At 70.2% G+C, this 22,733-nt stretch carries 25 protein-coding genes; 10 read left to right on the forward strand and 15 right to left on the reverse strand.

Going from position 1 to position 22,733, the window contains the following annotated elements; translation table 11 throughout:
• Positions 1-46: 46 nt before the first annotated feature.
• The 5 genes from ABD830_RS13315 to ABD830_RS13335 form a co-directional block, all read right to left on the reverse strand.
• Positions 47-856 carry a hypothetical protein gene (locus ABD830_RS13315; RefSeq protein ID WP_344987037.1) on the reverse strand — a complete coding sequence of 270 codons (810 nt, stop codon included), beginning with the start codon at positions 854-856 and terminating at the stop codon, positions 47-49.
• 212 nt (positions 857-1,068) lie between these two features.
• The gene (locus tag ABD830_RS13320) at positions 1,069-2,454 is read right to left on the reverse strand and encodes an MFS transporter (protein ID WP_344987038.1); all 1,386 of its coding nucleotides are present in this window, start codon (positions 2,452-2,454) and stop codon (positions 1,069-1,071) included.
• Between the two features lie 25 nt (positions 2,455-2,479).
• Positions 2,480-3,379 carry a zinc metalloprotease gene (locus tag ABD830_RS13325; RefSeq protein ID WP_344987039.1) on the reverse strand — a complete coding sequence of 300 codons (900 nt, stop codon included), beginning with the start codon at positions 3,377-3,379 and terminating at the stop codon, positions 2,480-2,482.
• A gap of 78 nt (positions 3,380-3,457) precedes the next feature.
• Positions 3,458-3,718 (reverse strand): DUF3039 domain-containing protein, encoded by a 261-nt coding sequence (locus tag ABD830_RS13330; protein ID WP_344987040.1) that lies wholly within the window; start codon positions 3,716-3,718, stop codon positions 3,458-3,460.
• A gap of 89 nt (positions 3,719-3,807) precedes the next feature.
• Positions 3,808-5,403 carry a DHA2 family efflux MFS transporter permease subunit gene (locus ABD830_RS13335; RefSeq protein ID WP_344987043.1) on the reverse strand — a complete coding sequence of 532 codons (1,596 nt, stop codon included), beginning with the start codon at positions 5,401-5,403 and terminating at the stop codon, positions 3,808-3,810.
• A 156-nt stretch (positions 5,404-5,559) separates the two neighbouring features.
• Between ABD830_RS13335 and ABD830_RS13340 the strand changes: the two genes are divergently transcribed.
• On the forward strand, positions 5,560-6,168 hold the full coding sequence (locus tag ABD830_RS13340; RefSeq protein ID WP_344987045.1) for a TetR family transcriptional regulator: 609 nt from the start codon (positions 5,560-5,562) through the stop codon (positions 6,166-6,168).
• A 2-nt stretch (positions 6,169-6,170) separates the two neighbouring features.
• On the opposite strand, the gene ABD830_RS13345 is transcribed toward ABD830_RS13340, so the two are convergent.
• Positions 6,171-6,749, reverse strand: a complete 579-nt coding sequence (locus ABD830_RS13345) for a YqgE/AlgH family protein (protein WP_344987046.1) — start codon at positions 6,747-6,749, stop codon at positions 6,171-6,173.
• 111 nt (positions 6,750-6,860) lie between these two features.
• On the opposite strand from ABD830_RS13345, the gene ABD830_RS13350 reads away from it, so the two are divergent.
• Entirely contained in the window at positions 6,861-7,370 is a 510-nt protein-coding gene (locus tag ABD830_RS13350; protein ID WP_344987047.1) for a hypothetical protein, read from the forward strand.
• Here the strand turns inward: ABD830_RS13350 and ABD830_RS13355 are convergent.
• Entirely contained in the window at positions 7,367-7,993 is a 627-nt protein-coding gene (locus tag ABD830_RS13355; protein WP_344987048.1) for a TetR/AcrR family transcriptional regulator, read from the reverse strand. The two genes, ABD830_RS13350 and ABD830_RS13355, sit on opposite strands and share 4 nt — an antisense overlap.
• Before the next feature lie 159 nt (positions 7,994-8,152).
• Here ABD830_RS13355 and ABD830_RS13360 point away from each other — a divergent pair, with 159 nt between their 5' ends.
• The 4 genes from ABD830_RS13360 to ABD830_RS13375 all read left to right on the forward strand — a co-directional run bounded on the left by ABD830_RS13360 (position 8,153) and on the right by ABD830_RS13375 (position 12,555).
• A complete protein-coding gene (locus ABD830_RS13360; protein WP_344987049.1) occupies positions 8,153-8,905 on the forward strand; it encodes an IclR family transcriptional regulator in 753 nt (250 codons plus the stop codon).
• 56 nt (positions 8,906-8,961) lie between these two features.
• Positions 8,962-10,434, forward strand: coding sequence for a glycerol kinase GlpK (gene glpK / locus ABD830_RS13365; RefSeq protein WP_344987050.1), 1,473 nt, complete (start codon positions 8,962-8,964; stop codon positions 10,432-10,434).
• A gap of 11 nt (positions 10,435-10,445) precedes the next feature.
• Positions 10,446-11,999 (forward strand): glycerol-3-phosphate dehydrogenase/oxidase, encoded by a 1,554-nt coding sequence (locus ABD830_RS13370; RefSeq protein ID WP_344987051.1) that lies wholly within the window; start codon positions 10,446-10,448, stop codon positions 11,997-11,999.
• Positions 12,000-12,063: 64 nt separating this feature from the next.
• Positions 12,064-12,555: a hypothetical protein gene (locus ABD830_RS13375; RefSeq protein ID WP_344987052.1), complete on the forward strand. Its 492-nt coding sequence runs from the start codon at positions 12,064-12,066 to the stop codon at positions 12,553-12,555.
• 113 nt (positions 12,556-12,668) lie between these two features.
• Here ABD830_RS13375 and ABD830_RS13380 read toward each other — a convergent pair whose 3' ends face one another.
• Genes ABD830_RS13380 through ABD830_RS13395 form a run of 4 tightly spaced genes read right to left on the reverse strand, consistent with a single transcriptional unit; the run spans position 12,669 to position 16,268 of the window.
• Entirely contained in the window at positions 12,669-14,078 is a 1,410-nt protein-coding gene (locus ABD830_RS13380) for an NAD-dependent malic enzyme (RefSeq protein WP_344987053.1), read from the reverse strand.
• 56 nt (positions 14,079-14,134) lie between these two features.
• Positions 14,135-14,764 carry a cytidylate kinase-like family protein gene (locus ABD830_RS13385; protein ID WP_344987054.1) on the reverse strand — a complete coding sequence of 210 codons (630 nt, stop codon included), beginning with the start codon at positions 14,762-14,764 and terminating at the stop codon, positions 14,135-14,137.
• Positions 14,765-14,773: 9 nt separating this feature from the next.
• Positions 14,774-15,712, reverse strand: coding sequence for a tetratricopeptide repeat protein (locus ABD830_RS13390; protein WP_344987055.1), 939 nt, complete (start codon positions 15,710-15,712; stop codon positions 14,774-14,776).
• Between the two features lie 34 nt (positions 15,713-15,746).
• On the reverse strand, positions 15,747-16,268 hold the full coding sequence (locus tag ABD830_RS13395; protein ID WP_344987056.1) for a MarR family winged helix-turn-helix transcriptional regulator: 522 nt from the start codon (positions 16,266-16,268) through the stop codon (positions 15,747-15,749).
• 229 nt (positions 16,269-16,497) lie between these two features.
• Here ABD830_RS13395 and ABD830_RS13400 point away from each other — a divergent pair, with 229 nt between their 5' ends.
• The 3 genes from ABD830_RS13400 to ABD830_RS13410 all read left to right on the forward strand — a co-directional run bounded on the left by ABD830_RS13400 (position 16,498) and on the right by ABD830_RS13410 (position 18,921).
• Positions 16,498-17,868 carry a hypothetical protein gene (locus tag ABD830_RS13400; RefSeq protein WP_344987057.1) on the forward strand — a complete coding sequence of 457 codons (1,371 nt, stop codon included), beginning with the start codon at positions 16,498-16,500 and terminating at the stop codon, positions 17,866-17,868.
• Positions 17,869-17,935: 67 nt separating this feature from the next.
• Complete coding sequence (locus ABD830_RS13405) at positions 17,936-18,607, forward strand: DUF4230 domain-containing protein (protein ID WP_344987058.1); 672 nt, start codon at positions 17,936-17,938, stop codon at positions 18,605-18,607.
• A 161-nt stretch (positions 18,608-18,768) separates the two neighbouring features.
• The gene (locus ABD830_RS13410; protein ID WP_344987059.1) at positions 18,769-18,921 is read left to right on the forward strand and encodes a hypothetical protein; all 153 of its coding nucleotides are present in this window, start codon (positions 18,769-18,771) and stop codon (positions 18,919-18,921) included.
• Between the two features lie 223 nt (positions 18,922-19,144).
• Here the strand turns inward: ABD830_RS13410 and ABD830_RS13415 are convergent, their stop codons facing one another.
• From ABD830_RS13415 to ABD830_RS13430, 4 genes are all read right to left on the reverse strand, one after another.
• The gene (locus tag ABD830_RS13415) at positions 19,145-20,125 is read right to left on the reverse strand and encodes an NAD(P)-dependent alcohol dehydrogenase (protein ID WP_344987060.1); all 981 of its coding nucleotides are present in this window, start codon (positions 20,123-20,125) and stop codon (positions 19,145-19,147) included.
• The gene (locus ABD830_RS13420; protein ID WP_344987061.1) at positions 20,122-20,349 is read right to left on the reverse strand and encodes a helix-turn-helix transcriptional regulator; all 228 of its coding nucleotides are present in this window, start codon (positions 20,347-20,349) and stop codon (positions 20,122-20,124) included. Before ABD830_RS13420 ends, ABD830_RS13415 begins: the two co-directional genes overlap by 4 nt.
• Positions 20,343-20,771: a hypothetical protein gene (locus tag ABD830_RS13425; RefSeq protein ID WP_344987062.1), complete on the reverse strand. Its 429-nt coding sequence runs from the start codon at positions 20,769-20,771 to the stop codon at positions 20,343-20,345. The genes ABD830_RS13420 and ABD830_RS13425 overlap by 7 nt, the downstream gene beginning before the upstream one ends.
• Before the next feature lie 96 nt (positions 20,772-20,867).
• A complete protein-coding gene (locus ABD830_RS13430; protein WP_344987063.1) occupies positions 20,868-22,055 on the reverse strand; it encodes an acetyl-CoA C-acetyltransferase in 1,188 nt (395 codons plus the stop codon).
• Between the two features lie 84 nt (positions 22,056-22,139).
• Between ABD830_RS13430 and mce the strand changes: the two genes are divergently transcribed.
• Positions 22,140-22,562 carry a methylmalonyl-CoA epimerase gene (gene mce, locus ABD830_RS13435; RefSeq protein ID WP_344987064.1) on the forward strand — a complete coding sequence of 141 codons (423 nt, stop codon included), beginning with the start codon at positions 22,140-22,142 and terminating at the stop codon, positions 22,560-22,562.
• Positions 22,563-22,733 lie beyond the last annotated feature (171 nt).

Below are 22,733 nucleotides of genomic sequence, written 5' to 3' on the forward strand. Positions count from 1 at the left end.
GTGAGTCGAGGATTCTGGCCAAGGTCATCTCCACGTGCTATGCGGCTTATCTGATCTTCGCCATGACCGAGTCCAGCGCCTGTCTGCGAGCGGTGTCCTCGGGTTGGAGCAGTCCGACGAGCAGGACTCCGTCGCCGCTCCGAGTGAGCAGTGTCACTCTCATGAACGCCGGCCGGTTGACCACATCCTGATATTCCGCCCGCAGCGCCCGCGTGCACCCTCCCGGAAGTTCCTTGTTCTCGACGACCGTCACCCGGTCTCCCTTGAGCAGCAGCCGGGAGTACAACTCGGCGGCCTCCGTGGTGGCCTTCTCGGCGTCCTCCACGGGCCCCGGGACGGGCCTGGCCATGACGAGCCCGCCGCTGCCGTCCCTGATCACCGACGTGAACCCCGTCACCGGCGCCACCGCCTCCTGACTCCACCCCTGCGGCAACGTCACGGACACCCTGGCCAGCGAGTCGCTCAGCCGGCCGCTCTCCACCGGTGGCGCGGTGATCCGCAGCACGACCGCGCTCGCCCCCGCCACCAGGGCCACCCCGGCCAGCACCGCCGCCGCCACGCCTGCCCACCGCCGGCCCGGTCCTGGCGCCCGCATGCGCGGCCCCGGGTCCGCCGGGGTGCCGCGCAGCCGGGCGGACGGGGGAAGCGAGTCCCAGGGGTCCTCGTCGCGCTGCACGGTCCTGTGGATGCGCGGGTTCCAGGGCTCGACCGGGTCGGGGTCCAGCGGGGAGGGCCCGGCCGGGTCGGGGCTTCGGCGCGGGTAGGGCTCGCCGCGTACCGGCCGCAGGTCGAGCGGATGCGGGTGCCGGCGTATCGGCTCGGTGTCACGGACGGGCTCCGGCTCTGGGTCCGGCACGGCCTCCAGGGGGCCCACGCGCCCGCGCCGCGGCTCCTCCTCGTGAGGCGGGCCCCACGTGTACCGCGGAGGAGTACGGCGGTGCCTCGGGCCCGGCTGAGGCGGCCAGACACGGCGATCATCCTCCATGGCACCTCCCTGTCCCGCTGTCCTATCACTCCTCAGGACGGGCGGCAGGAGAACCGTGGTGGCTGTGACAGGAGGGGCGGAATTCAGCGGGTGCGTCCGGCGAGCGCGGTGGCGCTCAGCGCGATCGCGGCCATGAGGAACGAGATCACCACGAACCCGGTGGAGATCTGGGCCGGTGCGTGCCCGATCAGGTTGACCAGCGCGCCGCCGATCCCGACCGACAGCGCGGAGCCGAGCATGTCCGTGACCGACAGGGCGGCCGAGTTGGCCCCCTGCTCGTTCACCGGCGACTGCTTCAGCGCCGTGACGCTGACCGTGGTCATGCCGAACCCCATCCCGAACCCGGCCACGATCCACGCGGGAACCGCGATCCACCCGGTCACCCCAGGAAGGACACAGAGCACACAGATCAGGATGGCGACGGTGACGCACCCGGCCCCCAGCCGGATCCTCTTGTACGCCTCCCCCTCCTGCCTGCTCTGCAGGTACGACCCCGTGGACCACCCGATCGCCCCGGTCGTCAGCGCGATCCCCGCGTAGCTCGGGTCGAAGCCCTTCACCTCTTCCAGCGCCAGCGGGATGAAGGAGTTCACCCCGAAGAAGGCGGCCGAGAAGAACCCGCGCATCAGCACGGTCGTCGCCAGCCCGCGCCCGAACCGCAACGCCCGGGGCGGCAGCAGCCGGTACAGCCCGTACACGAGGAACGCGAGCCCGGCCACCGTCTCGACGGCCGCCGGCACGACGTCCACGTGCAGCCGGTCCGCCCCGTGCAGCAGCGCCCCGGCCCCGCCCGCCGTGGCGGTGGCGGCCAGCGTCATCGCCAGCGGCCTCGACCGCGGCCCCTGCGAGGGCGCAGCCTCGGACGAGGAGGGCATGCGCAGCGCCGGCACGAGCATCGCCAGCGCGGGCACGACCAGCGGGATGATCCCGAAGAAGACGTAGCGCCATCCCCAGTGCCCGGCCACGAACCCGGCCACGGCCGGCCCCACCATGGCGGGCACCACCCAGGCCGCGGAGACGGCCGCGAACACCTTGGGCCGCAGCCCCGACGGATAGACCCGGGCGATCATCACGAGCAGCGCCACGATGGAGGCCCCCGCCCCGAGGCCCTGCACCGCCCGCGCCACGAGGAACAGCACCGCCGACTGCGCCGCGCCGGCCAGCGCCATGCCCGCCACGAAGAGGACCACCCCGGCCAGGAACGGCAGCGCGTAGCCGCGCCGGTCCGACCAGAGCCCCGCCACCACGTTCGCGAACAGGCTGGCGATGAGGAAGGCGGAGATGCTGATCCCGTAGAGGTTGAGGGCGTTCAGCTCCTTCGCCACCGTGGGCATGATGACCGCGACCGACATGCCCTCGAAGGCGACCAGCGTGATCGTCAGGACGATGCCGACCGTCGCGGTGCGGAATTCGGGTGCGAGGATGCGCGTGGGCGTGTGCGGAGTGTCGAGTGCCTTCGGTCCTGTCACCTACACATCGTAATTTGTCGGACACCTAAGCCGATGTCGCGTGCCGGTACACCGCCCACATCTCGTGCATGCGCTCGGCCTGCGCCCGCGTGAACTCCGACATGCACCGGTCGTACGCGTAGTCCATGAAGTTGCGGGTGGGGTCGGTGCCCGGGTTCGTGCAGGTGTCCTTGGCCGGCGGGCAGCCCTCGGTCGGCCCGGCCTCCATCGGGGTGTCGTCGATGCCGTCTCCGGGCGCCGCGCAGCCGTTCTCGAACGGGTGGAAGAGGCCGAGCCAGTGCCCGACCTCGTGAACCCCGGTGAATCCGCGGTTGTACTCGGCCATCGGGCCGCCGGGCAGGCTGCGCCAGTCGATCACGACGCCGTCGAGGCCGGGGGACTCGGCGTACCAGAAGGGGTAGCTGGCGAAGCCCAGCATCTGCTCGCTGAGCTGGGCGATGTAGAGGTTGAGCGTGGTGGCGTCGCCGCGGTGCAGCTTCGCCTTCATCGGCCGCTCGTTGCCGATGGGGTCGGCGAACCACAGGGCGTTCTCGTCGACCGTGACGCCCTCGAGCTTGAAGCGCACGCCGGTGTCCACGCCGCCGTAGCCGCCGCCGTACGCGGAGTTGAGCGCCTTGATCTGGGCCGCGACGTCCTGGTCGGAGACCCGGCGCGCGCCGGCGGTGATGATGTGCACCCAGATGGGCACGGTGATCCGGGCGGGCGGCGTGGCGCCGCTCAGCCTCCTGGTCAGCTCGGCCATGACCCTGGCCACGTCTTCCGGCTTGGGCGAACGTGGCCACGGCCCCCGTGACGGCCCCCGTGACGGCCCCCGCGCGGCATGGGCGGCGCAGCCTGCCGCGCGCGCGGCCTCGAGCCGGAGCGGCGGCGGGTGCCCGGCCGCGAGCAGGCATGCCAACGAGACGGCGGCCACGCGCCGGGCCATGCGATCCCCCACTACGAACGCGAGCTGGTCTGGCTACCGACCGTAACTCGACGTGGTGGGATTACCGCTCAGCAACACTCACTGCTTGTCGTCGCCGCCGTCGCCGCCCTTGGGCAGACCCTCGTAGATCTCCTTGCACTCCGGGCAGACCGGATATTTCTTGGGGTCCCGGCTGGGCACCCAGACCTTGCCGCACAGAGCGCGGATGGGCGTGCCCGTCACCATGCTCTCGGTGATCTTGTGCTTGTCCGCGTAGTGGGCGAACCGCTCGTGATCGCCGTCGCCGTGCGACGTCCGCGGCGTGGTCTCCTGCTCTGGGAGGATCTTCGTGGTGCTCACCCACTGATTTTATGCCCGCCCGCCCGTTGGTCCCCCACACAGCGGTACGGCCCCCGCCGCGTGGCGAGGGCCGTACGTGAAACCGGGGGTCAGCCCACGTGGACCGGCGCGCTCTCGGTCTTCCTGCCCGCCTTGACGAACACCGTCAGCGCGGCGGTCAGCACCGCGATGCAGGTGCTCACCAGGAAGGCCACGTGCATGCCGTCCATGAAGGAGTTGTGCACGGCGTCGCCGATCTGCTGCGGCAGGCCGGGCGGCACCTTGCCGAAGGAGGCCGCCTTCTCCAGACCGGCCAGCTGGTCGGGCTGGAACATCTTGGCGGCCGGGCCGAGGTAGCCGGGCAGCTTGTCGGAGATCTCGCCGGCCATCACGGCGCCCAGGATCGCGGTGCCGAGCGCGCCGCCGACCTGCATGGCCGACTGCTGCACGCCGCCCGCGACGCCGGTGAGATGCACCGGGGCGTTGCCCACGATGATCTCCGTGGCGCCCACGAACACCGGCGACATGCCGAAGGCCAGCAGCACGAACGGGATGGCGCTCTGGAGGAACGACGCGTCGATGCTGAGCTGGGACATCAGGAACATCGCGAGGGCGGTGATCAGCAGGCCCGTCGCCATCGTGATCTTCGGCCCCAGCTTGCCGATCGCCATGCCGGCCAGCGGCGAGGCGACGATCATGCCGGCGCTCATCGGCAGCATGCGCAGACCGGCCTCAAGCGGGGACAGGCCGTGCACGCCCTGGAAGAAGAAGCCCAGGAAGAACATCGCGCCGAACATGGCGAACGCGACCATCATCATCAGCACGGTGCCGATGGAGATCGAGAGGTTCTTGAACAGCGACAGCGGCACCAGCGGCTGGCTCGCCCTGCTCTGCCAGAAGATGAACGAGCCGACCAGCACCACGAACACGGCACCGAAGGTCAGCGTCGTGCTGTCGCCCCAGCCCCACGTAGGAGCCTTGATGATCGTCCAGACGAGCGAGAACATCGCGCCGGACAGCAGCAGCACGCCGAGCCAGTCGATCCTCGCGAGCGTCTGCGCGCGGTTGTCCTTGATCAGGATGGTGCCCAGGACAAGGGCGGCGAGGCCGACGGGGGCATTGATGAAGAAGACCGTCTCCCAGCTCGCGTTCTCGACCAGCAGGCCGCCCACGATCGGGCCGGCGGCACTGGACAGGCCGATGATCGCGCCCCAGGCCCCCATCGCCTGGTTGAGCTTCTCGCCGGGGAACGCTCCACGCAGCAGCGCCAGGGCGGCCGGCTGAAGCAGCGCGCCGAACAGACCCTGCAGCACCCGCAGGGCGATCAGCGCGCCTACCGGGCCGAGACCGGGAATGATGTCGGCGAGCTGGGCGCTGAGTCCGATGCCCACCGAAGACAGGGCGAAGCCGGCCACGCCGATCAGAAAGACGCGCTTGTGCCCGAACAGGTCGCCCAGCTTGCCGGCGGTGATCAGGAACACCGCCAGCGCCAGCAGATAACCGCTGGTCACCCACTGCAGATCGGACAGCGAGGCCTTGAGGTCAGCCTGGATGGACGGGTTGGCGATGCCCACGACCGTGCCGTCGAGCATGACCATGATGACGCCCAGGCTGACCGCCAGCAGCACGAGCCACGGGTTGCCACCTGTCCCCGGTTTCGCGGGGCCGAGCGACGGCGGCGCGTCTACCGCCTTCGCGTGAGCCATGAAGTCCCCCTAAGTAAGCCCCCACCGGGGCAAAGAACGCGTAGTCGAATCGACAGGTAATCTATGGCAGAGGATGACTTATCACAATCGATTTTCGATCGTCACACTATGACTTATGGCACACTGTGACAGAAAGGTGTCGAGGGAGTGGCCACTGTGGGTCTTCGGGAACGCAAGAAGGAGAAGACGCGCCTGGCGATCCTCGACGCCGCGCTCGAGCTCTTCCTCGAACAAGGATACGAGTCGACCACGGTGGAGCAGATCGCGGGGGCCGTCGACATCTCCCCTCGCACCTTCTTCCGTTACTTCACCAGCAAAGATCACCTTGTGCTGTGGTTCCACGACCACGGCGAGGAGATCATGCTCGAGACCCTGGACTCCCGCCCGGAGGACGAGCCGGCGTTCACCTCGCTCATGCACGCGGTCCGCGCGGTGCTGCACGACATCGAGAGCTCAACGCCCGATGAGACGGAGAGGTTCCTGAAGCTGCGGCGGCTCCTTGACGACCAGCCGCGCCTGGTCGGACTGTCGGTGGCCAGAGGCGCGACGACGGAGCGCAACCTGGTCGAGGCGGTCGCCGCCCGCCGGGGCGTGAACCCCGACGAGGACCAGCTCTCGCACCTGATCGTCGCGTTCGCCTCCTGTGCCATGCGCGTCGGCTTCGAGTGCCCGCGCCACGACGCCACCGTGCCGGAGATCACGCGGCGGATGGCGGAGACCATCGAGCTGGCCGAGCGCTCGCTGCGGCCCGGCTGGGACCGCTGAGGTCAGTTCATCGTCGGGTCGTCCGGGCAGGTCGCCACGAAGGCCAGCTCGCCGCGCTGGCGTCGCAGCACGTGCCGCCAGAGCGCCCTGGGGTCGGCGTGGAAGGTGTCGCCGGCCTCGGAGTCGACGACATACCAGGCGCCTTCGGCGATCTCGCTCTCCAGTTGGCCGGACGACCAGCCCGCGTAACCGGCGAAGATGCGCATCTGCGCGATCTCCCCTTGCAGGATCTCGGGCGGCGCGTCCAGGTCGACCGTGCCCAGCCGCGAGACGGCCGGAGTGCCCGCGTGCAGTCTGCGCCAGCCGAGCGGCTCCTGGCCGCTGGGCACCGCCGCCAGCGCGAGCGCGCTGTCCGTCTGCACGGGCCCGCCCTCGAAGAGCACGGACGGCCCTGTCACCAGCGGATCCCACACGGGGAGCACCTGGGTCACCGAGATGTCGCTCGGCCTGTTGAGCACCACGCCCAAGGTCCCGCCGTCTTGATCGTGTTCGAGGATCAGCACGACACTACGCCGGAAATTGGGGTCGTCGAGAAGCGGCGTCGCCACCAACAAACCGCCGACGTAGATCGCTTCCGCCATACCTCCATCATGAAGGGTCCGGGGCGCTCTGCGCTCCCCCAGTGCGCTCATGTTACTTTTGGTGCTCGCTTGGGCACCTTACGTAACAAAGATCGCGCCGAGGGGAGTTCAATGCGCACAAGTTCACGTGCCGTCCTGGCGGCGCTCGCGGTGTGCGGTGCGCTGTTCCTTCCCCACCAGGCGCATGCGTGGCCGTGGCCCGACCGCGGCGACGACCCGTTCACCCTGACCGTGGACGACGTGGCCTGCCGCTCGGGACGCGCGGAGGTCACCCTGCGGAACCTGACCTCCGCGCCCGTGCGTTTCGACGTCCAGGCCGACGGGGAGAGCGTGGCGACCGGCTCGATCGCGGCCCGCAAGACGGTCTCGAGGCAGGTCCGGGTGCGCAAGGGCAGCGCGGCCGAGATCGAGGCGTACTGGGTCGACGGAGGCCGCCAGAACGCGCTCATCGACTCCACCCGCGTCACGAACGACTGCCCCTGGGGTCACCACCGCGGCAACCTGCCCTTCACCGGCCCGCCCGCCGACCTCATGGCCAAACTGGCCACGGCGGGGGGCCTGATCGTGATGGGTGGCATCCTGTGGTGGTACGGCTCCATCTGGCCGCGCTCGACCCCCTAGGGCGCCGTCTCCCGTACGACGAACGCCCCGGCCCTGGCGGCGGTCAGCGTGCGTGACACCGACCGTTCGGCGTCCTCCCGGGTCACCGGCTCCCTCGTGACCACCAGCCGGTAGTAGAGCGGCGCCGAGATCGCCCGGATCACCTCCCCGCCGTCCGTGCCCTCGGGCAGCTCGCCCCGCTTGACGGCCAGGTCCACGACGCCGGCCCACTCCTCGATCCGGCGCAGATAGAAGACGCGCAGCGCGCCGGCGGCCTGCTCGTCGCAGGTGGCGGCGGCGATCACCGCCTGGAACGTGGCCCCGAGCCGCCCGTCGGTGATCGCCCCCAGGACGGACAGGGCGTTGGCCCGTAGGTCCTCTTCGACGTCACCCGTGTCGGCATGGGGCGTGGACTGGTTCGCCAGCTCGGTCATGAGGTCGGTGACCAGGCCTGCCCTGCTCCCCCAGCGCCGGTAGACCGTGGTCTTGCCGACGCCCGCCCTGGCCGCGACCTGGTCCATGGTCAGGCCGTGGAAGCCGTGCTCGACCAGCTCGTCCTGCGTGGCCTCCATGACGGCCGCGCGGACCCTCGCCGTACGGCCCCCTGGCCGCACGGTTCCCGCCGAACGGGAAGGTTGGTCCATCAATGCTCCTTGTCGCAACGTTCCATTTTAACGGAACTTCCATTCCATTAAGGATCAACATCGCGTTTTCCCCTCCTCCTGGACGCGGATGCGGGGTGATCGGTTCCACCCCACAATTCGTTCGGCAATACCGAACGCAACTGCGCTATGGTTCGGGTTGTGGGAGAGACGATTCAGTCGGTCGAGCGGGCGGCCGCGATCCTCCGCCTGCTCGCCTCAGGGCCGCGCCAGCTCGGTGTGGCCGAGCTGGCCAGGGCGCTGGGGCTGCCCAAGGGCACGCTGCACGGCATCCTGCGCACCCTGGTCCACGTCGGGTTCGTCGAGCAGGACCAGGTCAGCGGGAAGTACCGCCTCGGCGCCACGCTGCTCCATCTGGGCAGCAGCTACCTCGACGTCAACGAGTTGCGCACCCGCGCCATCAACTGGGCCGACGCCCTGGCCGGGCGGAGCAGGGAGAGCGCCTGGATCGGCACGCTCCACGAGGGCCACGTGCTGGTGATCCACCACGTGTTCCGGCCGGACGACAGCATGCAGACCCTCCAGGTGGGTACCTACCTGCCGACGCACGCCAGCGCGCTCGGCAAGGTCCTGCTCGCCCACGACCCGTACGGCGAGGCGCCCGCTCCGCCGCTCCAGCCGTACACGAAGCACACGATCGTCGACCCCGCGGTGCTGGAGCAGGAGCTCGACCTGGTCAGGACGCGCGGCTGGGCGGCCGAGACGGAGGAGCTGACCGAGGGCGAGGTGGCCATCGCCGCGCCTATCAAGGACCCGCGCGGCCTGGTGGTGGGCGCCATCGGCATCCGCGGCGCCGTCGAACGGCTGGCCGCCGACGGCGTCCTGCACATGGAGTTCGTCTCGTACGTACGGGACGCCGCCCGCGCGATCACCCGCTCACTTGAACATCCCTAAGGCCACGAAATAGCATTCGTTCGGCATTGCCGAACCTGAACCAAGCGAGGAACCTCGTGCCTCGATCTCACTACGTCGCAGCCATCGACCAGGGCACCACGTCCAGCCGCTGCATCGTCTTCGACCAGGCCGGCAACATCGTCTCCGTCGCCCAGCGCGAGCACCGCCAGATCTTCCCCAAGCCCGGCTGGGTGGAGCACGACGCGGCCGAGATCTGGCAGGCCGTGCAGGGCGTGCTGGCCGATGCCGTCGGCGGCGCCGGACTCGAGGACGGGCAGATCGCCGCGCTGGGCATCACCAACCAGCGCGAGACCACCGTGCTGTGGGAGCGGGCCACCGGCCGCCCCGTCTGCCCCGCGATCGTCTGGCAGGACACCCGCACGGACCAGCTGACCCGGGCGCTGGCCGAGCACGAGGGGCTGTTCAAGGAGAAGGCCGGGCTGCCGCTGACGACGTACTTCTCCGGGCCGAAGATCCGCTGGCTGCTGGACGCCTATGGGCTGCGGGAGCGGGCGGAGCGCGGCGAGGTGCTGTTCGGGACGATGGACAGCTGGCTGCTGTGGAACCTCACCGGCCGCCACATCACCGACGTGACCAACGCCAGCCGGACGATGCTGATGAACATCCACACGCTGGCCTGGGACGACGAGCTGCTCGCCGCGCTCGGCGTGCCCCGCGCGATGCTGCCGGAGATCCGCCCGTCCGCCGAGGTCTACGGGCACACCGCGGCCGGCGTGCCGGTCGCCTCGGCGCTCGGCGACCAGCAGGCGGCGCTGTTCGGGCAGACGTGCTTCGCGCCCGGCGAGACCAAGAGCACCTACGGCTCCGGCAGCTTCCTGCTGATGAACACCGGCCAGGAGCCCGTCGTCTCCAAGCACGGCCTGCTGACCACCGTCGGCTACCAGATCGGCGACGGCCCCGCGACCTACGCCCTGGAGGGCGCGATCGCGGTCACCGGCTCGCTGGTGCAGTGGCTGCGTGACAACCTGGGCCTGATCTCCAGCGCGGCCGAGATCGAGACGCTGGCCAGGACGGTCGACGACAACGGCGGCTGCTACTTCGTACCGGCCTTCTCGGGGCTGTTCGCGCCGCACTGGCGCTCGGACGCGCGCGGGGTGATCGCGGGGCTGACCGGGTTCGTCAACAAGGGGCACATCGCGCGGGCCGTGCTGGAGGCCACGGCGTGGCAGACCCGCGAGGTGGTCGACGCGATGAACGCCGACTCGGGGCTCGATCTCACCACGCTGCGCGCCGACGGCGGCATGACCGCCGACAACCTGCTCATGCAGACGCTCGCCGACGTGCTCGCGGTGCCGGTGATCCGCCCCATGGTGGCCGAGACGACCGCCCTCGGCGCCGCCTACGCCGCGGGGCTGGCGACCGGCTACTGGCCCGACATCGAGAGCCTGCGCGCCAACTGGCACAAGGCCGCCGAATGGCGCCCAGCCATCGACGAGGCCGCCCGCGAGCGCGAATACCGCAACTGGAAGAAGGCCGTGGCCCGCACCCTCGACTGGGTCGAGCAGTAGGGAGTTTGGACATGAGGACCACGACCGGCGCCGACCGGGCGGAGATCCGCGAGGAGCTCTCCCGCACCGCCTACGACCTGCTCGTCATTGGCGGTGGCATCCTCGGCACGTCGGTGACCTGGATGGCCGCCCAGGCCGGGCTGCGGGTGGCCATGGTGGACGCGGGCGACTTCGCCGGCGCCACCTCCAGCGCCTCGTCCAAGCTCGTCCACGGCGGCCTGCGTTACCTGCAGACCGGCAACGTCAGGCTGGTCGCCGAGAACCACCGCGAGCGCCGCGCCCTGGCCGCCGACATCGCCCCGCACCTGGTCAAGCCGCTGACGTTCCTGGTGCCCATCTACAAGGGCGGGCCGCACGGGGCGGCCAAGCTGGGTGCGGGGGTGTTCCTGTACTCGGCGCTGTCGGTGTTCGGCGACGGCATGGGCAAGGTGATCACTCCGCACCAGGCTCTCTCCAAGGTTCCGGCGCTGCGCACCGAGGGCCTGCGGGCCGCCGCCGTCTACGGCGACCACCAGATGAACGACAGCCGCGTCGCGGTCATGACCGTCCGGGCCGCCGTGGACGCGGGCGCCGTCGTGCTCAACCACGCCGAGGTCGTCGGACTGCGCCAGACCGGAGCGGGCACGGTCATCGGTGCCGAGCTGCGCGACCGGCTCGACGGCACCGAGTTCGGCGTCTCGGCCCGGCTCGTGCTGAACGCCACCGGGCCGTGGGTGGACCACCTGCGGCGCATGGAGGACCCGGGCGCGGCGCCGAGCATCCGGCTGTCCAAGGGAGCCCACCTGGTCCTGCGCCGCCACGAGCCGTGGAAGGCCGCGCTGACCACGCCGATCGACAAGTACCGGGTGTCGTTCGCCATCCCGTGGGAGGACCACCTGCTGCTCGGCACCACGGACGAGGCGTACGAGGGCGACCCGGGCGCGGTGGGCGTCACCGAGGCCGACATCGCCCAGATCCTGGACGAGGCCGGCCACGCGGTACGCGACTCCCAGGTCAGGCGCGAGGACATCACCTACGCCTTCGCCGGCCTGCGGGTGCTGCCCGGCGGGCCCGGCCAGGTGACGGCGGCCAAACGGGAGACGGTGGTGACCAGGGGCGTGGGCGGCATGCTCTCGGTGGCGGGCGGCAAGTGGACCACCTACCGCCACATCGGCAGGCATGTCCTCGACACGCTCGCCCACCTGCCGGGGCAGCCGCTGGGCGACGACCTGGCAGACATCCTGCCCGCCGTACCGCTCCCGGGCGTGGCCAGCCCCGACGCCGTGGCCATGCGGCTGTGGACCGACCGCGACCCGGGCGCGCGCATGGACCCGCTGGTCGCCAGGCATCTGGCCACGCATTACGGCTCGATCGCGTTCGACCTGGCCCGGCTCATCCGCGAGGACCCCGCGCTCGGCGAGCGCATCCACCCGGACGGTCCCGACATCTGGGCCCAGGCTGTCTACGCGCGCGACCGCGAGTGGGCGGCCACGGTGGACGACGTCGTACGCCGCCGCACGACGCTCACGGTCCGCGGCCTGGACACACCCGACGTACGGGACAGGATCCAGGAGTTGCTCGGCTGATCCCAGGGCCGACACGAGGGCCTGACAGTGGTCTGGCCGTCCGGCGGCTGGGAAGGGGGGTGGCATGTGCACTCCCATGAACCAAGCCCTGATCCGTCACTTCTGCGATCTTCGCGACGGCATCCACGGCCAGGCCGTCTCGCGGGAGGACAAGGAGCGCCTGTTCGCCACGGCCACCGAACTGCTGGACCCGGTGGCGCGCAGAGCCCTCGACGAGGTCAACGCCGACCTGCTGCTCGGCACCGGTGAAGTGGTGGCGAGCGGGGTCACCCGGTCCCGCGAGGGCGGGCTCAACGCGATGTGGTCGCTGACGTGGCCGGAGCAGCGCGCCAGCCACGTCCAGCCGATCGCCGTCGTGGCCCATTACGGGTGCGACTTCCACCACCCGCACCTGCGGGGGAACACGGTCGGTGACTGGCCGTTGAACGTCTTCGACGCGGCGGACGCGGAAGCGCAGCTCGACACGTTGCGCGTGATCGCCGCCGGCGACGCCCACAACCTGGTCTTCCAGGAGAGCTACCACCTCATGCCCGCCATCGAGACCCCGGTCTCCTGAGGGATGGGTGCGTAACACCCCTGAACGCCCCTCCGAGCAACGCGGCGTTCCCGGATCAAGGCGCTCATCCACGGGCGGCGGGTGGCGCCGCCCGTGGCTCGCCGTACCGAGCCTTACGCCTCGGTGAAGCCCCGCGCACGTCCGCCGGCGGATTCGCGCACGGCGGCGGCGACGGCGGCCGCCACGTCGGGGTGGAACACGCTGGGGATGATGTAGTTGGGACCCAGCTCCTCCGGCGTCACGACGGCGGCGAGGGCGCCGGCGGCGGCCAGCAGCATCTCCTGCGTCACCCCGTCCGCCTGCGCGTCCAGCAGCCCGCGGAAGACGCCGGGGAAGGCCAGCACGTTGTTGATCTGGTTGGGGTAGTCGGAGCGCCCCGTGGCCACCACGGCCGCGTGCTCGCGGGCGTCGTCGGGCGACACCTCAGGCTCCGGGTTGGCCAGCGCGAACACCACCGCGTCCTTGGCCATCGTGGCGATGTCGTCACCGGTCAGGATGCCCGGCGCGGAGACGCCCACGAAGACGTCGGCGTCCTTGACCGCCCCCCGCAGGTCGCCCGAGTAGCCTTCGGCGTTGGTGTGGTCGGCGATCCACTGCAGCGACTCGTCGAGGTCGTCGCGCCCGCGGTGCACGGCACCCAGGTAGTCGCACACGACCACGTTGCGCGCGCCGGCCGCCAGCAGCAGCCGCAGCACCGCGTTGCCGGCCGCGCCCGCGCCCGCCATGGTGATCTTGACATTCTCGATGCCCTTGTTGACGACCCGCAGCGCGTTGGTGAGGGCGGCGAGCACGCAGATCGCCGTGCCGTGCTGGTCGTCGTGGAAGACGGGGATGTCGAGCAGCTCGCGCAGCCGCCGCTCCACCTCGAAGCAGCGCGGCGCGCCGATGTCCTCGAGGTTGATCCCGCCGAACCCGGGCGCGATCACCTGCACCGTGCGGACGATCTCGTCGACGTCCTGCGTGTCGAGGCAGATCGGCCAGGCGTCGATGCCCGCGAACCGCTTGAACAGCGCCGCCTTGCCCTCCATCACCGGCAGCGCGGCCTCGGGGCCGATGTTGCCCAGCCCCAGCACGGCCGAGCCGTCGGTGACGACGGCGACCGTGTTGCGCTTGATGGTCAGCCGCCTGGCGTCCTCCTTGTTGCGCGCGATGGCCATCGACACGCGCGCCACGCCCGGCGTGTACGCCATGGACAGCTCGTCGCGGTTGCGCAGCGGCACCTTCGACTTCATCTCGATCTTGCCGCCGAGGTGCATGAGGAACGTGCGGTCGGACACCTTGTGGATGACGACGCCCTCGACGGCCTCGAGCTGGTCGACGATGGTCTGGGCGTGGTCGGTGTCCCTGGCCGCGCAGGTCACGTCGATGCGGAGCTTCTCATGGCCCGCGTTGCTGACGTCGAGGGCGGTGACGACACCTCCTGCCGACTCTACGGCGTGGGTGAGCTGGCTGACGGCCTTGCCGCCGGCCGGAACCTCGAGACGCACGGTGATGGAGTACGACACACTCGGGACGGTCGCCACGTCAATCGCTCCTTCGGGACTGACCAAGAATGTCCCCCATGATAGGGCTCCCCAGGTCAGTCCAGTGCCTCGGCCGCCGTGACGATCAGATCGACGCATGCCGGAACGGGGATCGTGGTGCTGTCGATCACCAGGTGATATTGACAGGGGTCAGTCGGATCCACCCGGTAGAAGTGGCGTACGTAGGACACCCTGGCGCGGTCGTTGTCCTCGATGATCTTGCGGGCGTCGCGCTCGCTCATCCCGCCGAGCGTGGCCGTCTGCCGGATCCTGCGCCTGACCGGCGCGTCGAGCCGGACGTGCAGCGCGCCCGGATGGTCGGCCAGCACCACGGCCCCGGCCCGGCCGAGGAACACCCCGCCCTGGTCGCCGGCCATGTCCTTGAGCATGCGTTCGGTACGGCGGACGAACTCCTCGGGCGCGAGCGGCATCGCGCCCGGCACGTACATGTCCACACCGCCGAAGGTGACCGTGGGCAGCCGCATCGCACCCGAGAGCAGCCTGCCGAGGCCGTGTTCGGCCCGGTCGTCGTGGGCCAGCGCCTCCTCCAGCGTGCAGCCCAGCTCCTGGGCCACGGCGCTGGGGATGGCGCGGTCGACGAACGGCACGCCGAGACGCTCCGCGACGGCCGGGCCGATCTGGCTGCCGGCCGTGCCGTATGTCGCGGATATGGTGACGACCCGCATACACCCAGGTTAGAACAGGGCGCTCGCCAAAGCTCTACGGGCTTTCGCCAAAGATGGGTCGTCGGCCGGCAACGCGTCGAACAAGCCGAGCAGGTGACGCCTGGCCTTGTCGCGCTCGTCGCCCGAGGTGCGCTTGACCACGGCGATGATGCGGGCGAACGCCTCGTCGACCGAGCCGGACAGCATCTCCAGGTCGGCGGCGAGCAGGTGCGCGTCGATGTCGTCCGGGGCCTGCAGACGCCGCTGGACGTCCGCGTGGTCGACGCCCTCGGTGCGCCTGATCAGGTTGACGCCGGCCAGGCCCATCTTGGCGTCCTCGTCGCCGGGCGCGCGGGCCAGCAGGCGCTCGTAGGCCGCCGCCGCGGCGTCGAGGTCGCCCTTCTCGATGGCCTGCTCGGCGGCCAGGATGTCGGGGTCGACCGGCGGCCCCACCGGCTCCTCCTGCCCGCCGGGCGCCGTCTCGGGCCGGGCGCCGGGGTTGGCCTGGTAGAACTGCTCGACCGCGCCCATCAGCTCGTCGAGCCAGCGGCGCACCTCCTGCTCGGGCAGCACCTGCTGGAAGCCGGTGACGGCCTGCCCCTGGAAGATCGCCAGCACTGTCGGCACGGCCTGCACGCGCAGCGCCTGGGCGATCTGCGGGCTGGTGTCGACGTTGACCTTGGCCAGCACGGCCCGGCCGCCGAGCTCGCCGACCACCTTCTCCAGCACCGGGCTGAGCTGGGAACTGCCCGGCGCCCTCGGCGACCACAGGTCGAGGACCACGGGCACGGTCATCGACCGGTCGATGACCTCGGTCGTGAACGTCTCCTCGGTCACGTCGACGACCGAGGCCGACGAGGCCGCCTGGGGACCCGCCGCCTCCCGCCGGGCCTGCGCCTCAAGGGCCTGCTTGCGCGCGCCCAGGTCAATCGCTCCGTAGAGCGACCCGGGCCTAGAGAAGTCCGCCATGCTCTTCATCTTGCCGCATTGTCGAGGCGACGAGTCACTCGCCGCCCTCTTGGAAGTCTCCCGCCGCCACCCTGAGGGTGCGCAGGTGGGCGAACATCTGGTGGAGTTCGTCCTCGGCGTACATCGTCAGGCCGAACTCGGCGTCCATCAGGTCGCGGGTGGCCCGCTCCACGACGTCCCTGCCGGTCTTGGTGATCTCGGCGAGCACGCCGCGCCCGTCGCGCGGGTTGGGCAGCCGGATGACGAAACCGGACTTCTCCAGCCTGTCCACCGTGTTCGTGACGCTCGTGGGATGGACCATCAGCCGTTCGCCGATCTTGGACAGCGGGAGCGCGCCCGTCTTGCTGAAGGTCAGCAGGACGAGGGCCTCGTACCGGGCGAACGTCAGGCCGTACGGCTTGAGCAGGGCGTCGAGCTGCGACAGCAGGATCTGGTGTGCTCGCATGATCGAGGTCACCGCGGCCATGGCGGCGGAGGGCCCGAAGTGGGCACGCCAGCTCTCCGCGGCGCGGTCGATGGGGTCGAACGGCAGGTTGAGCGGCTTGGGCTGCGACACAGCGCATACGCTAGCGCGCCGGTCATCCCGGTTCGTCCGGTGACCTGGAGCAACAGGCGTCCCCGCTTGACCAAGAATACGGACGTCAATCATCACGCTCAGTTATGGTTCTCGTACACATGGTGACGCGGAAGCCAAGTCCATGGGCCTGTGGGGACAGGCCGGACTGACCGTTTTCGTCTTGCCGAGGGGCACGGGGGGTGCTTGATGAACGTCAACGGGGAAAAGGGTGCGTGAGCACGCGGGCGTTTCACGAGAGGAGCTGAAACACAGCGCGGCCGTCACGGTGGCCGTGCTCCTGGCTCTCGGCCTGGTGGCGGCGTGGAACGTCCTGATACCCGGCGTGGACGCGTGGGAGAACATCGTGGCCGCCGTCATCGGCTCGCTGCGGATGACCGGGCCCGTGGCCGCGGCGTTCGCGGCCTGGGTGGCGCTGCGCAAGCGCAGGGCGTTGCGCGGGCGGTCGCTCACGACGTGGCGCGCGCTGAAGGCGCCGCTGGCGATCGTGGTGGTCGTCATGTGCTCGTTCGGGGCGACGGTGCTGGTGCTGGCGGTCAAGACGGTGATCACCGACCAGGCGGGGCGCCTGAGCCTGTCCGGTCTCGGGATGGGCATGGCGGGGCTGGCCCTGTACTCGGTGATCGGGTGGGTGGCCGGGTGGGTGCTGCCCAGGGCGTTCACGCCGCCCCTGGCAGGGCTCGCCTGTTACGGATTGTTCTCGTGGCTGGCCGAGGACCGCGGCTGGGCCGACAAGCTGGCGCCCGGCACCGGGGAGCCGTACGACCTGTTCCAGGGGTTGAGCGGGGCGCCGTTCTTCGACCAGACCATCTGGCTGCTCGGCCTCACGGCGGCGCTGCTGCTCGGCTGGGCGGCGCTGGTGACCAGGCAGGCGCTGGTGCTGGCGTGCGCGCTGCTGTCGGTTTTGGCGGCCGGGACGGGCGTGGCCAGGATGCTGGCCGAGCCCAAGCCGGCCGCGGCCGTGGACATCGCGTACAGCTGCCAGGACTGGCCGATCACGGTGTGTGTGCATCCGGGGATGCGGGCGGGGCTGACCGAGCTGGGCGCGACGTTCACGCAGATCGCCTCGCGGCTGGCGGGCACGCCCGCGGCGTTCACGCGGGTGGAGCAGCGGCCGCTGGAGGAGGAGCTGAGGCCGTCGAACGGGCTGGCGCCCATCCATGTGCCCGACCTCTCCGCGGGGTTCGCCGAGGAGGCCGCGTACGAGTACATCGAGTCCCTGGCCGCCCGCTGCCAGGGCACGGTGGCGGACGGCTACCGGGAGATCGTGATGGCGTGGCTGCGCGGGGAGCCGCTGCCCGGGGGCCCGCTGCCCGAGCACCAGTACGCGGCGTCGTGGTTCTCGTGGCTGAGCGAGCACCAGCGGAGGGAGTGGCTGCGGATGTTCTACAGCGACTTCCAGAACTGCGGCCTGTCGAGCACGCACTTCGGCGGAGGCCCGGCGCGGGCGCAGGTGGCGCCGTCGTCGGCCCACCCGTCGCCGGAGTCGACCCACGTGTATCCGGTGTACCCGGAGACCGAGGGCACGCCCAACTCGGCGCCCAGCACGTCCATGGCCGGCTTGGGATCCCCGACCGACTGACGGCCGGATTGGAAGATGTCACCTGACGGCTGGGAATGGTGATCGCCGGGCGGGTAGTCATGCTCGCATGACGACTTCCCGTACGTTGCCGCCCGGGGTCACCCCCGAGCGGCGCCGCAGGTGGCGATATGTAGCGGGGCTCCTCGTCCTGGCGGTCCTGCTCGTCGTGGGCGGCCGCCTGGCCTGGACCTGGCTGAACCCGCTCGGAGAGCGGAGCATCGACCGCAGCCAGCCGGTCCTCCTGCAGTCGATCAAGGACCTGAGCCGTTTCGAGGCCGCGACCGGGAACTTCCAGGTCGTCGTGGACCTGGAGAAGGACGCCAACTTCCTGCCCGACTCGATCAAGGGCACCCGCACGCTGTTCGTGGGTGCCGGCGGGGTGGACGCGTACGTGGACTTCTCCGGCCTGGCCACGAACGCGGTGACGGTCTCCGAGGACCGCACCCAGGCGACCGTGCGCCTGCCCCGGGCGCAACTGGAGAAGCCGAACCTGGACAACAGCCGGTCGTACGTGTACGCGCAGCAGCGCGGCCTGTTCGACCGGGTGCATGACTTCCTGTCCGGGTCGCCGAGCGATCAGCGTGAGCTGTACCTGCTGGCGGAGAAGAAGATCACCGAAGCGGCGGTCGCGAGCGACCTGCGCGCCCGCGCGGACGCCAACACCAAGGCGATGATGACGGGCCTGCTGAAATCGCTCGGTTTCACCAAGGTCACGGTGAAGTACACGGACGAGCCCTAGCTCCCTATGGGTGCCTTAGTGCCTCTGCGCACCCTCCTAAGGACCTCCCTATCTGCCCTTACGCCCTGAGATAGGGCATCCGCCCGATGTGTCGGGGAGGGCCTTAGGAGGAGTCTTAAGAGTGCAGGGAAGAAGAAGCACGAAACACAAGGGGCACTCGGATGAACGCCGAACTCGAATACTCCGTCATGCAGTACCGCGCCTCCGAACTCCGGCGGGCGGCCGCCGAGGAGCGGCGCGCGCGAGAGGCCGGCAAGGGCCTGCGGTCCGAGCGCCGTCACCGCTCGGTCCTCGCCAAGTTCCTCTCCTCATGACCTCCCACAAGCAGCCCGGCCGCAGCCTCCCTCGCGGCCGGGCTGAACAGCCCCCGTAAGGGGGCCGGCGTCACGGGTTCATGACGCGAGCGCCGCGATGCCCCGATCCCTTCCTGGTGGGACCGGGGCATCGCGCTATGCAAGGGCCAGATCACGCAGGACGGCCATCGCGCCCTCGCGCCACACCCAGTCCAGTGACCAGGACCTTCGCCATGCGGCGAGACTAACCGGCCGGTACGGTGATGACGGCTTTACCTCGCACCTGGCCGCGCAGCAGGAGACGGACGGCCTCAGGGGCCTCGCTCAGCGGGAAGGTCCTGTCGATGACGGGCGTGAACCGGCCGGCACCGGCGAGCTCCGCCAACTGCCGTAAGTCCGACTCCCGGGGGAACGCGAAGACCACGCGGAGCCGCCGGCGGGCGAAGGGCGCCAGCAGAGCGGTACGAAGCTGACGGTCCAGGCCCGACAGCCATCGCCCGCCGCCTTCGCCGCCGACGATGACCAGCGTTCCCCGAGGGGTCAGGGCGCGACGGAGACGGGACAGCGGGCGGTTGCCCGCCGTGTCGACGATGAGGTCGTAACGGCGTCGCCCGTCGGCGAAGTCCTCGCGCGTGTAGTCGACGACCTCCGCGGCGCCGATCGACCGTACGAGGTCCGCCTTCGCCGCGCTGCACACCCCGGTGACCTCCGCGCCGAACGCCTTGGCCAGCTGCACCGCGTACGTCCCCACTCCCCCGCCGGCCCCGATGACCAGGACCTGCTGTCCCGCCCGTACCCGTCCTTTGTCGCGCAGTGCCTGGAGGGCGGTGATGGCCGAGGTCGGGATGGCCGCCGCCGGCTCGAAGGCGAGGTTCTCCGGGATCGGCATGAGCCTGTCCTCGCGGGCGCACGCGTACTCGGCGAAAGCGCCGCCGCCACACGTGCCGAAGACGCGGTCGCCCGGCCGGAACCGGGTCACGTCCGCTCCCACCGACTCGACCGTGCCCGCGACGTCCGTGCCGAGCCCCCTGGTCTTGGGGGCGCGGAGTCCGATGGCGGGGCGCATCACGTACGGCACGCCTTCCATGAGATGCCAGACGCCCATGTCGAGGCCGGCCGCGTGCACGCGCACCAGGACGTCGCCCCGGCCGGGCTCCGGGCGCGCAGTGTCCACATATTTCAGGACGTCAGCGGGCCCATACGTGTCGCGAACGATCGCTTTCATGACGCTTCTCCGTCCGGATATTGGAACACGTCATCGAGCGGGGCCCCGAACACCCGCGCGATCTGGAACGCCATCTCGAGTGACGGCGAATAGCGGCCCTGCTCGATGGCGATGATGGTCTGGCGCGTCACCCCCACCCTCTCCGCCAGCTCCGCCTGCGTCATCTCACCGTGCGCGAACCGCAGGGCCCGGATCGAGTTGGTGACCTTGGTGGGCTTCACCATGACGGCAGGCCCCGGCGGTAGGCGACGATCTTCAGCACGGATCCGAGGACGCTCGACAGGACGAACGCCAGGTAGATCGCGTTCGCGATCCAGAAGTGGTCCACCTCGGCCATCGCCATCCCCAGGGCCGCGACGCCGCCCAGCACGAGGCACCACTGGCCGGTGTACTCGCCGTACCGATGGATCTCTCTGTCGCGCTGGTCCTTCTTGCCGACGTCCCTGGGGGAGGCCATCGAGACCGCGATGTTCAGCACGATCGTCACCGCGATCGCGCCTCCGATGCTCCACAGCAGCGTGGCCGCGTACGGCACGTCGGCGATGGGGATGCCCTGCGCCCTGCCCAGGATGATCACGACGTAGGCGCCGTAGGCGCAGGCCGAGACCACCGCCATGATCCACGCGCGTTTCTCTTCGGGTGCCATGGCTCGAATGTAAAACAACTCCGACTTGATGTCTAGAATTCTTTACATCACACGGCCGAAGAAGGGCGGCCGGATGACCGGCCGCCCGACAGACTCCTACCGCTTGGGGACGGTGATGAGCAGGGCGTCGCCCTGGCCGCCGCCGCCGCACAGGCCCGCGGCGCCGAGCCCGCCGCCCCTCCGCTGCAGCTCGTACGCCAGAGTCAGCACGATCCGCGCGCCCGACGCCCCGATCGGGTGGCCCAGGGCTATGCCGCCCCCGTTGACGTTCACCTTGTCGAGGGGGACGTCCAGCTCCTTGACGGACTGCAGGACCACGCTGGCGAAGGCCTCGTTGATCTCCACCAGGTCCAGGTCGCCGGCCGTCACGCCCTGCTTGGCCATCGCCTGCTTGATGGCGTTGGCCGGCTGGGACTGCAGGGAGGCGTCGGGGCCCGCGACGTTGCCGTGCCTGCCGATCTCGGCCAGCCACTCCAGGCCCAGCTCTTCCGCCTTGGACTTCGACATGACCACCACGGCGCACGCCCCGTCCGAGATCTGCGAGGCCGAGCCCGCCGTGATGGTGCCGTCCGCCGCGAAGGCCGGGCGGAGCCTGGCGAGGGTCTCCGGGGTCGTGTCGCCGCGTACGCCCTCGTCCTCGCGGACGATCAGCGGCTCGCCGCGGCGCTGCGGGATCTCCACGGGGACGATCTCGTCCTCGAAGACGCCGTTCTTGATGGCGGCGGCGGCCAGCTGGTGCGAGCGGGCCGACAGGGCGTCCTGCTCCTCGCGGCCGATGCCGAGCCGGGCGTTGTGGCGTTCCGTGGACTCCCCCATCGCGCACTGGTCGAACGCGCAGAACAGACCGTCGTGAGCCATCGAGTCCACGACGTCCGAGCCGCCGTACTTGACGCCCTTGCGCAGGCCCGGCAGGAGGTGGGGGGCGTTGGTCATGGACTCCATGCCGCCGGCCACCACGATGTCGAACTCGCCCGCGCGGATGAGCTGGTCGGCCAGGGCGATGGCGTCGAGGCCCGACAGGCACACCTTGTTGACGGTGATGGAGGGGACGGTCATCGGGATGCCCGCCTTGACGGCGGCCTGGCGGGAGGGGATCTGGCCGGCGCCGGCCTGGAGGACCTGGCCCATGATGACGTACTCGACCGCTTCCGGCGCCACTCCGGCGCGCTCCAGGGCCGCCTTGATGGCGATGCCCCCGAGCTCCACGGCCGGCAGCCCGGACAGGGATCCCAGCAGTTTGCCGATGGGAGTGCGAGCTCCGGCCACGATGACGGAACTGGACATGACAACGGCCTCCTACGCTCACGTCGGGTTCTTTGACACCATACCCACGAGTAGGCGGACGTCGGCTATGGAGGTGGACCACACATGTTCATGCGGATCGACCACATCGGGATCGCGTGCAGGAACCTCGAGGAGAAGATCGCGTTCTTCTCGGAGACGTTCGAGCTGACCGTCGTGGCCCGGGAGGTGAACGAGGAGCAGGGCGTCAAGGAGGCCATGCTGCACATCGCCGACGGCGAAGGCGGGGGCTCCTACATTCAGCTTCTGGAGCCTCTCTCAGACGACTCCCCCGTGGGAAAATTCCTGGCCAAGCGGGGGGAGGGCGTCCACCACGTGGCATTCGGCGTGCCCGACGTCGAGGACGCCATGGCTAAGATCAACGAGAAGGGTGTGAGGCTGCTGGACGAGCGTCCCAGGCACGGGTCGATGGGCTCGCAGATCGCGTTCCTGCACCCCAAGGACGTGGGAGGAATGCTGACGGAGTTGGTCCAGGCGGCCGAGCACTAGAAACGCCACAAAACACGCATATGTAACTAGTCACGCAGAAAGTTGGACGGGGCTTCGCAGGCGGCACCAGCGGAGTACGCTTGACCTTCCACCGGACATGGAGCCTGCCGCGAGGCACAGGCTCCTGGATCGGATGCCCCGAACCCCCCGTCCGGCCCGTGTAGCCGTCTC

Origin of the sequence: Nonomuraea helvata, assembly GCF_039535785.1 — a bacterium.
GTDB classification, from domain to species: Bacteria; Actinomycetota; Actinomycetes; order Streptosporangiales; family Streptosporangiaceae; genus Nonomuraea; species Nonomuraea helvata.